Genomic DNA, 14,619 nt, shown 5'->3' with positions numbered 1-14,619 from the left:
AAGCTCCGCCTACAGGCAGCGCTGCCTGCGATTAAAAAGCCTGTTCTGTTGTTAATTGATTTACTCTACGCTTACGCTGTTTTTTGGTTTAGCTGGTTTTGGTGCTATGGGTTGTATTACGTGTGCCTGGTCACGCTTTGCCTGCTCCTGATCGCGCTTAGCTTGTATCTGATCCCTTTCGGCCTGCTGCTGGTCAAGTTTAGCCTGCACCTGATCGCGCGCGGCTTGTTCCTGATCCCGCTTAGCCTGCTCCTGATCGCGAAGGGCCTGTTCCTGCTCTATTTTGGCATGTTCCTCGTCACGGCGAGCCTGCTCCTTCTCGCGGTTATAATCGGCTTTAGCTGCCGAAACTTGCTGGCTATCTTTTTCGGCCTGTTGCTTTACAGCCTTTGCATCAGCTTCAAGCTGCTCCTGTGGTGAACTCGGCTCGGCATTAGCAATAACTACATTTTCATTTGCAGCAACAGGCTTTTGAGCTACAGCAATGTTTTTGTGCCTTCCATGTTTTGGTTTATCAACCGACATGACAGCTGCAACAGATTGTATACCTGCAGTTGGTATTATATATCGCTCCTGCTTGTATATATAGGCTTTATCGTTTCCGGGGTTATTAATTTTCCTGATCTGCGCGATAGCCGCTGTAGCTATTATTGCCGAAAGGATAACAACACCACTTATTAAAAACGCTTTATCGCCTGGGGTTACTGTTTGATTTTTATTACTCATGATGCGGCTTACCCTTTGCAACAGCTGATTCTTTTTACCAGGAAACGCAACCGCATAATTTGAGCCGTACAATGAATGTTCTTTAAAGCTGATAAGTGCCTGTACAAACTCACGTTTGTTTTTTGTTTGAGCTATAGCGATATCATCACAGCAGTTTTCCCGCTCGTCACGAAGCAGGGTCGAGATCCACAGTAAACCGGGATTGAAGAAGAATACCGTTTCTGCGATGGTCTGTAAGAAATTAACAATATAATCATGCCTGCGGATGTGCGCCAGCTCATGCAATAACACAGCCTCAACCTGCTCGGGCGGTAAACCTGCCAACAAACCGGCCGGGATCAGGATAACCGGTTTCAGGTGACCAATAACCATAGGCATTTTTACATAGCCCGATTCCAGCAGTTTAACCGCCTGCTTTAGCTGCAGCTTTTCGCAAAGCAGTTCAACCCTGTTTTTCCAATAAACAGCCGGTTCAGATACCTGCCTGTGTTTAGCCACATGGATAAACATAATCCCGCGCATCATCCGTACCGATCGGAACAGGAAAAACACAAACCATAACAATACAACCATAGGCGCATTGGCTGTAAAATAGCCAACACAGGTATTGGCAAAAGCCCGGATCCCATCGGCATTAAGGCTCAATAATTGCGATGCCCTGTTGCCAATAGCATTACCAAATTGCATCATCCCCTGTTGTGGCTGCCTGCTCCACTCCCACGCAAAAGTGAACACACAGGCCCCAATAAATAATAAAAACTGTACAAGTACCAGGTTGTACCTTACTGCCGCGCTTGCTTTTTTGGTAAAGAGCATTACCAGCGCGCTGATAACAGCCAACACTAAACCTTGCCATAGCGAATGGATCAGCATCCAGCTAAAAGCCTGTATCAGGCTATGAGAAATGGTGTTGGTGTTAAGGAGCAGGTACATATCTGTAAGGTTTAATTATTTATCATCCATGTTTTTGAGCAGCTCTTTTATTTTTTTGAGTTCTTCGGCCGATGTTTTATCGTTGCCCAACAGGGCTACCATCAAATCGCTCGGCGAACCATTGTACATCGAATCAACAAAGCGGCCAAGCATATTGCCTTTTATCTTGCTTTCTTCAACCGCGGCACTGTAAACGTGCTTCATATTGGTTTCGTCGCGGTCAAGCATTCCCTTCTCTTTCATCACCTGCATCAGCTTTAGGGTACTGGTATAAATTACCGCCTCCTTTTGCTCGTTAAGCTTATCATGCACAAATCTCACCGTAGATGGGCCGTACTGCCATAACACCTGCAAAACATCCATTTCGGTTTTGGTGGGCGTTAAATCAGCAGTAATATCCTTTTTAAACAAACTCATAAACCAAAGGTATGCATTAAAAACGTACGTTGCAATAACTAAGTTATTTTTTTATAAAAAATTTTCATCCTAAAACAAAACAACCACCCTAATACTAAGGTGGTTGTACGTTATAAATATAAGATCAGTCGTTAAAAGCTTTTGGCGAAGGTTAAACCTACCCTTCCATCCTGGTAGGTTGGCAGCAATAATGAGTTATTGTTTTTGCCTTTTTCATTACCTCCACGGAACAGACCATTTCGAATAAGCGGATACAAGTAATACGCCGCTTTGGTAGACAAGATTCCAAAACCAGCACCGGCTACGATATCACTAAACCAGTGTTTGTTGTTGTATACGCGTAATATCGCAGTAGTAGTAGCGAAAGCATAACCAACACCTCCGTATATCGGCGAGCGGTCGCCATACTCCTGGGCCATAAACTCGGCCGAAACAAAGGCATTACCGGTATGCCCTGATGGAAAAGAAAACTTATCCGAGCCATCGGGACGCTCACGATGGGTAACACGTTTTAAACCAAAAGTGGTACCGGCAAATATAGCCTCAGATAGTACAAGCAGCATGGTACGATCAATAAACGTATTTTTACCGTGTACCCCTGCCGCGTTCAAACCGTAAACGGAGATGATTGGTGCATACTGAAGGTAGTTATCAACCTTAGTATGAAAGCCCGGATGGTCTTTCATCATATCTGTCCTTACATCGTAATCGATATTACGGATAAACTTTACTTTTAGTGATAATAAACCATAGGTAATGAAAGCCGCTGGCGGTATATATGAAGGAAATTTACTTTGCAGATGCTTAACCGTATCGGGCAAAGTGAGGATATTCCGGGCAGAGTCTTTCTGCAAAGAATCCTTCTTTACTGCAATTTTTTGTAACGTATCTTTAACCTGGGCATATACAGGCAGCGAGAACGAGGCCGCCAATAGCATCGAAATAAAATAAAACCTGAACTTTTGCAAAGAAATCCCCCTTATTAAGCGCTGATAAGCACAATTATACAATTTAATTCTGTAGAATTTCTGAAGCGCGTGAACAATAAATTAACACGCTGTTAACGTAAATTATATCCATTATGTTGTATCGCTTTTAAATTGATTTTAAGGCAGATAGATTTTGCTTTTAATTGTTCTTTTAACAATAAATAAAAATCACTATGTTTGATTGCACCTCCAATAAACCTCCAAACCACCTAAATGAAGATCATCAAATTTATCCTTTGCATTTTGTTGCTTACTTGCAGCCGTATTTTTGCCCAGGAACAAGCTCATATCACCATTAACCTGAATGATAAAATTGGCGATATGTATCCCTTTTGGGCATGGTTTGGCCATGATGAGCCTAACTATACTTACATGAAGGACGGTCGGAAACTGCTTTCCGAACTGGCGGCTTTGAGCCCTGTTCCCGTGCGTATGCGGGTTCACAACCTGCTTACCAGTGGTGATGGCACTGCGGCGCTAAAGTGGGGATCAACCAATGCTTATACTGAAGACACCAATGGCAACCCGGTTTACAACTGGCATTTGGTAGACAGCATTTTTGATACTTACGTAAAACTGGGGATGAAGCCTTACGCTCAGATAGGTTTTATGCCCGAGGCTTTATCAACCCACCCAAAACCTTATCGCCATTACTGGAAGCCCGGCGATAATTATGATGATGTTTATACGGGTTGGGCATATCCGCCAAAAGATTACAACAAGTGGGAAGAGCTTGTTTACCAATGGGTAAAGCACTGCGTACAACGCTACGGCCAGACAGAAGTGGAAAGCTGGTATTGGGAAGTTTGGAACGAGCCCAATATTGGCTATTGGAAAGGTACCATGCAGGAGTTTTTTAAATTATACGATTATGCCGCGCATGGCGTAAAACGCGCTTTACCAACCACACATGTTGGCGGACCAGAAGTTGCCGGTGGATCAAGCCCCGGCGGGATGAAGTTTTTAAACGCGTTCATTAAACATTGTATCGCCGATACCAATTACGCTACAGGCAAAATAGGTTCCCCTATTGATGTGATCTCTTTTCACGCCAAGGGGCAACCTACATTGGTTAATGGTAAGGTACGTATGAATATGGCGCCACAGATCCGTGATATCAGGGAAGGCTTTAAAATAGTAGCCTCATACCCCGAGACTAAAAATACACCGATAGTGGTCGGCGAATCGGACCCGGAGGGTTGCGCGGCTTGCGGTATGGCTACCAATCCGTCAAACGCTTATCGTAACGGCACTATGTATTCGAGTTACACCGCGGCATCTATCGCAAGAGAATATCAACTGGCCGATTCACTGGGCGTAAACTTTATGGGTTCAGTATCATGGTCGTTCGAGTTTGAAAACCAGCCCTGGTTTTATGGCTTCCGCGATCTGGCTACCAATGGTGTCGACAAGCCGGTACTTAACGTTTTCAGGATGCTGGGGATGATGAAAGGTAAGCGCCTGAAGATAAATGGCGATCAGATGTACACGCTCAAGACAGTAGCTGATTCAAGCATCAGGGGCCGCAATACAGATATCGGCGCGCTGGCATCGGTTGATAAAAAAGAAATGACGGTACTGTTGTGGAACTATCATGATGATGACCTGAAAGATGCCGGAAAAACTGTAGAGATCAGGATAGAACACCTGCCGCCAACCTTTGTAAAACTAACCCAATACCGGATAGACGATGAGCATAGCAATGCCTACGAAGTCTGGAAAAAGATGGGGTCTCCACAAAACCCTACCGCGGCTCAAATCAAAGAACTTGAAAAAGCCGGTCAGCTCCAAAAGTTCGGAAAACCTGTTACCCTGATAGCTAAATCGGGCTTGTCCGGTGCTACGGTTTCATTACCACGTCAGGGAGTGGCGTTTCTGAAATTCAGCTGGTAATTAAATTACCGGCCATTTTGTAAATAAAAACCCTCCCCCGATAAAAACCGGGAGAGGGCCAGTCAACCTAACATAACCTGGGTGAGTAGGCTCTGTTAGTTAATAGTTACATTGAACGCTAAATTATAAGGCAAATCCGTAGGCCAAACGCAGACCAAGCATACCGAAATGATCCTGGTTAGCACCAGAGAAATTTTCATAACGGAAGCTTACATCCCAGCTTTTATTAGCCCAGCCTATACCTGGCGAAAGATCAAGCCTGTGAGGGCCCCAGCCATGTTCCAGTTTTTCGTAAGCTATACCAACTTCGCCGGCAACGTATACACTTGGTACAAAAAATTCTTTAACACCAAACTTGATAGGGATTTCGCCGTAGCTTCCGTAACGCTGATCTGTTCCCGGAATTTTCTTCGGAAAGAAGTGATAGCCGCCCATAGTATAGGTAAGCGCAAAACTATCGCTTATACCGTATTGCAAACGGGCTGTACCACCTAACGTAAAAGTGCTGCCAAGTTTGGCTACGCCTGTGGGCAAGCCGGTTTCAATTCCTAAACCTAAACGGAAAGCGTTTGCAGGAGTGGTTTGCGCTTTTACCGTATTTGTGAAAAACAGGGCTCCCGCTACAAGGACCGCTGCTGTTAACTTTGATAGTAATTTCATTTAGTGATATTTTGTGTACATAATGATTACTACCATTTTAAGGCTGGCGTTGCCTCCGGGTGCAGATTTTTTACAATGGCAAAATATTTACCTTATAAAGTGCTTATTCTTTAATATAATGCAACCCCATAACACCATCTGGAAAAGCGTTACTTTTTTCCAGCCTGAGTTTTATTTCTGTATTGGGAAACAGTGGGATACCGGCACCGAGCACTATCGGGTTAACAAATAGCCAAAATTCATCAATCAGGCCTTCCTTCATCAGGAAGCGGGCAAGGCCGGGGCTGCCAAACATAATAATTTCACAGCCATCCTGCTTTTTGAGGTCCAAAACTTGTGCTTTTATATCACCACTAATAAACTTAATCTTATCTGTATCTTGTTGTGCAGCAGTTTCGGATACTACATACTTAAGCGTTTTATTATACCAGGTGGAGTGTTCAATGTCGTGCTTTGATGCATTGGGTTTATTGCCGGCGGTTGGCCAGTAGGCATCCATCATTTCAAAAGTTTTGCGGCCATATAAAGCCGTATCTGCAGCCTGGGTACGGGCATTGGCATATTCAAATATTTCATCGCTTACTTTTATCCAGTTCATAGCACCGTCAGCCCGGGCGGTAAAACCATCAAGCGAAATGTGCATAAATACCACTAAATTCCTCATAATATCATTGTTTATATTTTGTATCTCAAATTTAAAGGGTACCATACTTTACACAAGGGGCTAAAACGACTTTTAAAGGGTGCAAATATGCCCGCACAAAAAAGGCCATGCTTTCGCACAGCCCTCTTCTGAACAATGATAAGTTGCCTACAAAGTAGCCATATCAATTACAAACCTGTAACGCACGTCGCCTTTTTCCATGCGGTCATACGCAGTGTGAATATCTTTGATATCAATCATTTCAATATCGGATACAATGTTGTTTTCGGCACAGAAATCAAGCATTTCCTGGGTTTCTTTAATACCACCAATGCCCGAACCCGCTAAGCTTTTACGGCCTCCCAATAAACTAAAGGCAGCAATCTGCGCCGGTTTAGGAGGTACACCCACACAAATATGAACGCCATCGGTACGTAATAGCGACAGGTACATGTTAAAGTCATGCTCGGCCGATACCGTATCCAAAATAAAATCAAATGTATTTTTAGCGGCTTCAACCTGTTTAGGATCAGTAGTAACCACAAAATGGTGTGCGCCTAATTTTTTAGCGTCTTCTTCTTTTTTAGGAGATGTACTTAATACAGTAACATCAGCACCAAAAGCCACACCAAATTTAACCGCCATGTGGCCTAAACCACCTAAACCAAGCACTGCCAGTTTATGGCCTTTGCCTACCTTCCAATGCCTTAAAGGTGAGTACGTGGTAATACCGGCACATAACAATGGAGCAACGGCTGCCAGGTCAACACCTTCTTTAAGGTGCAGTACAAAATCCTGGTTAACAACAATGGTGTTTGAATAACCGCCGTAAGTAGGTGTTTTATGATCCTGCTCGAGACCGTTATAGGTTTGTGAGCTGCCGTTTAAGCAATACTGTTCCAAGTCGCGTTTGCAGTTTTCGCATACCCGGCATGAGTCAACCATACAGCCGGTAGCTGCCAGATCGCCAACTTTAAAGCCTTTTACATTTTCGCCAACTTTAACTACACGACCAACAATTTCGTGTCCGGGTACCATCGGGAATATGCCGGGGAACCAGTCGTTTTTAATCTGGTGTAAATCTGAGTGGCAAACGCCGCAGTACAAAATATCAAACTGCACATCATTTGGGCCAACCTCGCGTCTTTCAAAAGTCCAGGGAGCAAGCGGCGTGTTTTCGTCTTGCGCGGCATACGCTTTAGTTTCAATCATAGTAGTAAATGTTAAGTAGTGTGAATGATGATTTATGAATCTTGGAGAGGATCTCCCTAACAAATGTACAATGATATTTTGCAAACATTACAAGCTCAATGGCTTTTTAAAACAAAAAACTGTCTCTTGAATGGATATTGTTACGATGGGTAAAATCAAACTTTTAATTTAGCATATAGATTCATACCTCATGAAAGTAGCAATAGCCACTCCCCCATTTCCTAAATCAATTAATGATGGTTTAACTCAGGCCGAAAAGCTAATCAAAGATGCAGCAGCCCAGGATGCACAGGTGATTTGCTTTCCTGAATCATACATACCGGGATACCCGGGTATGATTGCCGAACCAGAGCCAACATCGCCCGCCATATTGCAGCAGGCATTAGATGAAGTATGCCGGATAGCCGTCGAAAACAAAATAGCAGTGATTATGCCTATGGATTGGTACGGCGAAAACGGGTTATTAAACATTGCCCACGTAATATCGGATACCGGTGAAGTACTTGGCTATCAAACTAAAAACCAGTTAGATCCATCGGAAGATACTATGTGGGTTCCGGGTACTCAAAGGAGCGTTTTTGAAATTAATGGGTTAAAATTTGGCATCACCATCTGTCATGAAGGCTTCCGCTATCCCGAATCGGTAAGATGGGCGGCACGCAATGGCGCGCATATTGTTTTTCATCCGCATTTTTCGGGTAGTAACACAGAAGGTACAATCCTTACCGAATGGGGCAGTATGGCCAATCCGTATTATGAAAAAGCGATGATGATGCGCGCTTTGGAAAACACCATCTACTTTGCCAGCTCCAATTATGGCTCGCTTTACCCGGAATCTGCAAGCTCGATAATAGCACCTGATGGTAGTTGTCTGGCTTATCAGGCTTACGGAACAACCGGCGTGATTATAGCAGATATAGCTATTGAAAAAGCCACAGGCTATTTAGCCAAACGGTTTAAGCCGCAATTGTACGATTATTGATTGCCGCCATTTTAACCATTATTTGAATTTTGCAAATAATAGATTGATTTATTCAAACACCTGGCTGCTTGTCTGTTTTACTTTTGTATCATAAACAAAAAACAAAATGGAAAACAGAAATAAAATAGCGGTAGTAACCGGTGGTAGCCGCGGCTTAGGCAGGGACATGGCCTTAAGGCTTGCCGAAAAAGGAATAAACGTTGTTATAACCTACAATACCAATGCCGGAGAAGCTTCAAAAGTTGTAAACCTGGTTGAGCAAAGCGGCGCAAAAGCAGCGGCATTGCAACTGAATACAGGGGTAATTAAAAGCTTCGACGTTTTTACCGAAAAACTTCGCGAAGTGTTAACAGATAAATTCGGGACCGATCATATTGATTTTTTAGTAAACAATGCGGGCCAGGGCGGCTATAGCGCCATCAGTGATGTTACCGAGGAGTTTTTTGATGACTTATTGAACGTACACTTTAAAGGCGTATACTTTTTAACCCAAAAACTGATCCCGCTTATGGCCGATGGCGGCGGTATCGTGAATGTATCGTCAGGACTAACCCGCGTATCTGTTCCCCGTTCTTCTGCCTATGCTTCAATGAAAGGCGCGGTAGAAATTTTCACCCGTTACCTGGCTAAAGAACTCGGAGGAAGAGGAATCCGTGCTAATGTAGTTGCCCCTGGCGCCATCATGACTGATTTTGGCGGCGGCCATTTGCGTAACAGTGAAGAAACCCAGAAAATGGTGAGTAGCATCACCGCCCTTGGTCGACCGGGCGTAGCTGAAGATATCGGCGGTGTAGTAGCTTTCTTATGTACTGAGGATGCGCGTTGGGTTAACGGCCAACGCATAGAGGCTTCAGGCGGGATGGCTATTTAATCGAAATCCCCCCAATAAAAAGTGTCTCTCAGAAATTCTGAGAGACACTTTTTATTATAAAATCGCGAAAAAAGAATCACCATAATATTTCCAGTATCACAACCACCGCGTTATTGCTTAACGCTTCCAGGTCGGCCTCTTCCAGTTGCCATAAGGCCAGACCATCACGCTCGTGCATCAGGCGACCCTGCAATTCAAAAGCCCCTGCAAGCACAAAGGCGTAAAATAACGAACTATCGCTTTGAACCCTGTAAAGCGCATCCGTACGCCCGCCAAACTGCCCAATATGTAAACGAAAAGGATGATCTGCGGTATGCGGTACCACATTGATCAGTTGATTTTGCTTATCTGTGAGATCGAAATTAAAAACCTCATCGCAAGCCACATTTACAACCTCATTATCTTTTAATTGTAAATAAATGTAATTGATCCAATCACTTTCATAAAGGTTCATCAACTCAAATCGCTCGCCGGCAGCTGCCTGGCCCACGAATACTTCTCCTACATCAATCAAACGCATATCGCCATTGGACTTTTTTAACAGTACCTCACCGGTAACAGGTATCAACACGAAACGGCAGGGGCTTTCGACAGTAACAATAGCTGATTTACCGCCCGCCAGCATTTCATCGTTCCATACCTCCAGCCTGCCGAAGGGCCTGCGATACTCGTTAAAGTAATCTCCATAGTTAAAACTGCTGTAGCGCCTCCAAACCTGAGTTTTCACAAGTCCCCTTTGATCGGCTAAATATATTTGTCCCGGTGAGATCATTTCCATTTTAATCAAGATATTGTAATGAACTGATGTTTACATATGGTTGCAACTGCATAAGATTGGTTGTTATGGTGTCGCCCTCTGCGGAAGGTTGATTTTCGGGCAGATGATCGGAGATCAGCAAATAACTGTCAATGGTATCATGCCAGATCAACGGAGCCGAATAAAAGTTAACCGCCACCTGGTGTTTATCCTTATCATTAATATCAGAGTTGATGATTTCGAACTGAAATCTGCTAAACGTAAGAAAGCGCCTGCCAACGTTATTTAAAATGTCGGGCATAATACTGCCAAGCTGCTGAATATATCCTGTGGCAGATGGTGTTACCATACCGTTTAAACGCCGGGCATTAGCAACATTCCTCATCAGCTCAGCATAGGAAGTATAAGCTGTTCCCTGGCTAAAGTTCTGGGCCTGTATTTTAAATTCCAGGTAGGTGCTATCAAACACCAGTTTATCCCACTGCTTAACCGACCGGTTATCGATCACCTTACGGTAGCACAGAACAATCACAGGCTTTTGCATAATAAAGAATAATGAAAACAAGACGCCGGCAGTAACCGACGCCCTTTAACAAAAAACAAAATGAAAATTTTAGGCGGGCACACTCAGGCTAATGCTTAATACAAACCCATCGGTAGTATTACCCGTAACCGTTGCCAGCTCAAGCGAATAGCCATCGCTGAATACATTATCGGTAGCATTATAGGTATAACCGCTCATACCCTTACTATAACCGTTAACTGCTGCCAGCGCTGTGCCTGTCCCCTCCGGGAAAGCAATCTGCGTTACTTTTAATGAGGTCCCCGATGAATTATACGCATGCACATGGATATGCGTTGCCCTCCCGGTATACCAACCCGGAAATATTGATGTAAAAGTTACCAGTCCGTTTGAATCGGTTGTTTGCCTGCCGCGTAAAAAGTGAACCAAAGTGTAATTAGTTGATTGCGAGCCGCTGCCGCCGTATTCTGAATAATTACCTTCAGCATCGCAATGCCAGATATCAACCAGCGCCGAAGGAAGCGCGGCGCAGCTACTATTGCTGTTATTGATTGTAATTTTCACGGTAAGCTTGTACCCGGTACGGCCGTCGGTAATATCGCTTCGTACATATGATGCAGGAGAATGTGTTGGGTATGGGCCCTCAGTTTCTGTTGGCGCAACACTGCAAGTACCAGAATCGGTTGAACCTGAACTGCTGCCGGAAGATGAACTCCCCGAGGTGGTGGTAGTTCCTGTAACAGTATCTGCATCTTTTTTACAGGCTTCAACCAATGCCGAGGTTGATACCGCGCCAATTACCAGGCTTTTTAAAAAGTTCTTTCTTTCCATTATATGCTCTCCTTTTAAGTTTAATCTAAGTTGTTGATTCAAAAGTAACAGGAACGTTACTGAGGTTTTAGGATGTGTCGTTTAGAAGCCTTTTTGTGTCGACAAATGGTAAATTATTGCTGTGTCCGAAAACGCAATTATATAATCATACAGTTGCATGACACCATTAAACCGCCAAATTTCCCTATCTTTGCATGTTTTTTGAGAATATATAATATTTATGGCATTAAAAAGTAGCGCGGTTATTACCGGTGTAGGCGGCTATGTTCCTGACAACATTTTAACTAATAGCGATTTAGAAAAAATGGTTGACACCAACAGCGATTGGATAGTTTCGCGTACAGGGATTAAGGAAAGAAGGATTCTTGCCGATCGGACACTTGCTACTTCAGACATGGCGGCCTTTGCAGTAAAAAATTTACTTGAAAATGCCAAAGTTGCCCCTTCTGAAATTGAGTGCGTAATTGTAGCTACTTCTACCCCTGATTACCTGCTGATTTCGACAGCCAGTATTGTTTGCGACAAATGCGGATTAAACAACGCCTGGGCATCTGATGTTAACGCGGCCTGCAGTGGTTTCCTTTATGCATTTACTCTTGGCTCAAGCCTGGTTGAAAGCAACCGCTATAAAAAAGTAATAGTTATCGGCGCCGATCAAAACAGTGCCATCGTTAACTATGCCGACCGTAATACCTGTATCCTTTTTGGCGATGGCGCGGGAGCTGTATTGCTTGAAGCTTCAACCGAAGATACCGGTGTTGTCGACAGTGTATTTAAAACTGACGGCCACGGACGCGAACACTTATATGTTCCTGGTGGTGGTTCAATGAACCCGGCCTCAGAAGAAACTATCGATGGCAAACTACATTATATTCGCCAGGACGGTCGCGTGGTTTTCAAAGCAGCCATTAAAGGCATGACTGAAAGCTGTACCTCCATCTTGCAGCGCAACAACCTCACCATTGATGACATTAACTGGCTGATCCCTCACCAGGCTAACTACCGCATTATCCATGCCGTAGGCGATGCATTGGGTTTACCGGAAAGCCGCGTTAAGATCAATATCGACCGCTACGGTAACACTACAGCCGCTACCATCCCGTTGGCGTTGTGGGATTACAAAGCCGATTTCAAAGAGAACGATAACGTGATCCTGACTGCATTTGGTGCAGGCTTTTCATGGGGGGCCACTTATTTAAAGTGGGGCAAACTAAGATAATTCCCGTTTATAACACAATCTGAAAATACAAAGGCTTTCCTTTACCACAGGAAAGCCTTATTTATTAATATACTATGAGTATGACAACCGAAGAACGAATTAAGGACGCGGAATCAAGAATATTTAAAACGGTATTCCCAAGTGATACCAATCATTACGATACACTTTTCGGCGGTTCGGCAATGGCTATGATGGATGAAGTTGCCTTTATTACCGCTACCCGCTTTACCCGTAAAAGGATGGTTACTGTATCATCAGACAGGATCGATTTTAAGCGCCCTATTCCCGCAGGCACCATTATTGAGCTGGTCGGCAATATATCGCACATAGGCAACACCAGCCTTAAAGTTTCGGTTGAAATTTTTATTGAAGAAATGTATTCCTTCGTCCGCGAAAAAGCCATCACCGGCACATTCACCTTTGTGGCCATTGATGAACACAAACACCCGATAAACGTTTTGTAAGCAATTTGAAGCATAAAGCCGAAAGCTTAAAGCGAAAAAAAAGAAAAAAAGCTTTCAGCCTTCGGCTTTATGCTTTGTGCTTCTTAATGAAGTTTCTTGCGCTTTAATAACCCTCCCGTAGTATCATCGATGCTTTGTTGTACAATGAACGCTTTGGGATCAATGCGAAGAATGGTTTGTTTTAGTGATGGAATCTCCAAACGAGTTGCTACTGTGAAAACGATATCGCGGGGATCATTAACATGACCATCCTTACCGTAGCCGCTTTTACCCTGATAAATAGTAACACCACGGCCAAGGGTAACGGTAATAGCCCGGCGGATAGCATCACTCTTAGTGGAGATCACGGTAATACCCGAATATTGTTCGATACCATTCAGCAGGAAGTCGATCATTTTAGCGGCAGCCATGTAGGTTAATATCGAATACATGGCAGGTTCTACCCCCAGTACCGACGCGGCGATTCCAAATATCAAAACGTTAAGCAACAGGATAAAGTCGCTCACTTTAAGGATCTGCGTTTTTTTACTAACCAATACTGCCGCAATTTCGGTACCGTCAAGCACTGCTCCTCCGCGCATGGCCAATCCGCTGCCCATGCCAATAAATACACCACCAAATACAGCGGTAAGTAACTTATCGTGGGTAACATCAGGAAATTTAACTACAGCAAGGCATAAGGAAAGTAGTGCTATAGCAGCCGTGCTTTTAATAGCGAACCAAAGCCCAAGCTTTCGGTAACCTATCCACAAAAAAGGCACGTTAATAACAAATATCAATACAGATATAGGCAAAGAAGTAATATCTGATATCAGCATGGATACACCGGTAGCACCGCCATCGATAAAATGGCTTGATAACAAAAAGCCTTTTAGTCCGAATGCTGCCGATAATATCCCGATACCAATATTAGCCGAATCTCTGATGATGTTAATTACCTTCATGCCCAAATATAGTTTTTTGAGGCTAAAGGCGGGCATTGAAGGATGAAATAGCTAAGACCAATCAGTCTAAATTATTAACAATAGTGTTTAATTAGCAATTAAACGATCAATGATAGATTGTGTTCTTTTAATACGTCTCCAACACCAATGAGTGAACCATGATGATTTTCACAAAGTAACCACTTGTAATCTTTGTCTATTATATAATACTCAAAACCAAAACACTCATTTAAAATGTCACATATATAATTAGGAGCAACATCATAAATCGGATAAAACGGCTCCTGATCATCTTCAATCATTAGCCATACCTTTCGGGTTAGATTTGGAATAATTTCTGAAAAGCTATTGGGAGGGTAATCCAACCTTTTAAAACTGAAAGAAGATTTAAAAGCTTCCCACCACCATCTCCTATCATTACCTTTAACAAAAAAGGCAAGTAACTCAAAATACAGCAGACTGTTATATTGAAGGTCAATTTTTGATATAATACTTTTATCAAGCTTTAATTTGGCTATTGCAGCTTCTATTTCTATCGTTACCTCGCCCATTTTA

The 14,619-nt window shown here is 43.4% G+C and carries 16 protein-coding genes; 5 read left to right on the top strand and 11 right to left on the bottom strand.

Going from position 1 to position 14,619, the window contains the following annotated elements; genetic code table 11:
• Positions 1-60 precede the first annotated feature (60 nt).
• The 3 genes from EAH55_RS11000 to EAH55_RS10990 all read right to left on the bottom strand — a co-directional run bounded on the left by EAH55_RS11000 (position 61) and on the right by EAH55_RS10990 (position 3,044).
• Positions 61-1,659 (bottom strand): M56 family metallopeptidase, encoded by a 1,599-nt coding sequence (locus EAH55_RS11000; protein WP_121809658.1) that lies wholly within the window; start codon positions 1,657-1,659, stop codon positions 61-63.
• A 15-nt stretch (positions 1,660-1,674) separates the two neighbouring features.
• On the bottom strand, positions 1,675-2,076 hold the full coding sequence (locus tag EAH55_RS10995; RefSeq protein ID WP_121809657.1) for a BlaI/MecI/CopY family transcriptional regulator: 402 nt from the start codon (positions 2,074-2,076) through the stop codon (positions 1,675-1,677).
• 131 nt (positions 2,077-2,207) lie between these two features.
• Complete coding sequence (locus EAH55_RS10990; RefSeq protein WP_162996826.1) at positions 2,208-3,044, bottom strand: phosphatase PAP2 family protein; 837 nt, start codon at positions 3,042-3,044, stop codon at positions 2,208-2,210.
• Between the two features lie 234 nt (positions 3,045-3,278).
• Between EAH55_RS10990 and EAH55_RS10985 the strand changes: the two genes are divergently transcribed.
• Positions 3,279-4,958 carry a GH39 family glycosyl hydrolase gene (locus EAH55_RS10985; RefSeq protein ID WP_121809655.1) on the top strand — a complete coding sequence of 560 codons (1,680 nt, stop codon included), beginning with the start codon at positions 3,279-3,281 and terminating at the stop codon, positions 4,956-4,958.
• A gap of 123 nt (positions 4,959-5,081) precedes the next feature.
• Here EAH55_RS10985 and EAH55_RS10980 read toward each other — a convergent pair whose 3' ends face one another.
• The 3 genes from EAH55_RS10980 to EAH55_RS10970 form a co-directional block, all read right to left on the bottom strand.
• Entirely contained in the window at positions 5,082-5,618 is a 537-nt protein-coding gene (locus EAH55_RS10980) for a hypothetical protein (protein WP_112573813.1), read from the bottom strand.
• A 103-nt stretch (positions 5,619-5,721) separates the two neighbouring features.
• Positions 5,722-6,282 (bottom strand): dihydrofolate reductase family protein, encoded by a 561-nt coding sequence (locus EAH55_RS10975; RefSeq protein WP_121810050.1) that lies wholly within the window; start codon positions 6,280-6,282, stop codon positions 5,722-5,724.
• A 147-nt stretch (positions 6,283-6,429) separates the two neighbouring features.
• A complete protein-coding gene (locus EAH55_RS10970; RefSeq protein WP_112573815.1) occupies positions 6,430-7,473 on the bottom strand; it encodes an NAD(P)-dependent alcohol dehydrogenase in 1,044 nt (347 codons plus the stop codon).
• Between the two features lie 190 nt (positions 7,474-7,663).
• Between EAH55_RS10970 and EAH55_RS10965 the strand changes: the two genes are divergently transcribed.
• Entirely contained in the window at positions 7,664-8,455 is a 792-nt protein-coding gene (locus EAH55_RS10965; RefSeq protein WP_121809654.1) for a carbon-nitrogen hydrolase family protein, read from the top strand.
• 106 nt (positions 8,456-8,561) lie between these two features.
• Positions 8,562-9,326, top strand: coding sequence for an SDR family NAD(P)-dependent oxidoreductase (locus EAH55_RS10960; RefSeq protein ID WP_121809653.1), 765 nt, complete (start codon positions 8,562-8,564; stop codon positions 9,324-9,326).
• 76 nt (positions 9,327-9,402) lie between these two features.
• Here the strand turns inward: EAH55_RS10960 and EAH55_RS10955 are convergent, their stop codons facing one another.
• The 3 genes from EAH55_RS10955 to EAH55_RS10945 all read right to left on the bottom strand — a co-directional run bounded on the left by EAH55_RS10955 (position 9,403) and on the right by EAH55_RS10945 (position 11,437).
• Positions 9,403-10,104 carry a pirin family protein gene (locus tag EAH55_RS10955; RefSeq protein WP_121809652.1) on the bottom strand — a complete coding sequence of 234 codons (702 nt, stop codon included), beginning with the start codon at positions 10,102-10,104 and terminating at the stop codon, positions 9,403-9,405.
• A gap of 1 nt (position 10,105) precedes the next feature.
• A complete protein-coding gene (locus tag EAH55_RS10950; RefSeq protein ID WP_121809651.1) occupies positions 10,106-10,627 on the bottom strand; it encodes a hypothetical protein in 522 nt (173 codons plus the stop codon).
• Positions 10,628-10,696: 69 nt separating this feature from the next.
• A complete protein-coding gene (locus tag EAH55_RS10945) occupies positions 10,697-11,437 on the bottom strand; it encodes a dioxygenase family protein (protein ID WP_121809650.1) in 741 nt (246 codons plus the stop codon).
• A gap of 220 nt (positions 11,438-11,657) precedes the next feature.
• Here EAH55_RS10945 and EAH55_RS10940 point away from each other — a divergent pair, with 220 nt between their 5' ends.
• Entirely contained in the window at positions 11,658-12,656 is a 999-nt protein-coding gene (locus tag EAH55_RS10940) for a beta-ketoacyl-ACP synthase III (protein WP_112573821.1), read from the top strand.
• 80 nt (positions 12,657-12,736) lie between these two features.
• On the top strand, positions 12,737-13,120 hold the full coding sequence (locus tag EAH55_RS10935; protein WP_121809649.1) for an acyl-CoA thioesterase: 384 nt from the start codon (positions 12,737-12,739) through the stop codon (positions 13,118-13,120).
• 83 nt (positions 13,121-13,203) lie between these two features.
• Here EAH55_RS10935 and EAH55_RS10930 read toward each other — a convergent pair whose 3' ends face one another.
• Positions 13,204-14,064 carry a YitT family protein gene (locus EAH55_RS10930; RefSeq protein WP_121810049.1) on the bottom strand — a complete coding sequence of 287 codons (861 nt, stop codon included), beginning with the start codon at positions 14,062-14,064 and terminating at the stop codon, positions 13,204-13,206.
• A gap of 98 nt (positions 14,065-14,162) precedes the next feature.
• Complete coding sequence (locus tag EAH55_RS10925) at positions 14,163-14,615, bottom strand: DUF6756 family protein (RefSeq protein ID WP_121809648.1); 453 nt, start codon at positions 14,613-14,615, stop codon at positions 14,163-14,165.
• Positions 14,616-14,619 lie beyond the last annotated feature (4 nt).

The sequence above is a fragment of the Mucilaginibacter kameinonensis genome, assembly GCF_003675385.1.
GTDB classification, from domain to species: Bacteria; Bacteroidota; Bacteroidia; order Sphingobacteriales; family Sphingobacteriaceae; genus Mucilaginibacter; species Mucilaginibacter kameinonensis.
The sequence above is the reverse complement of the archived record's forward strand: the minus strand, read 5'-3'. Positions and strand labels throughout refer to the sequence as shown.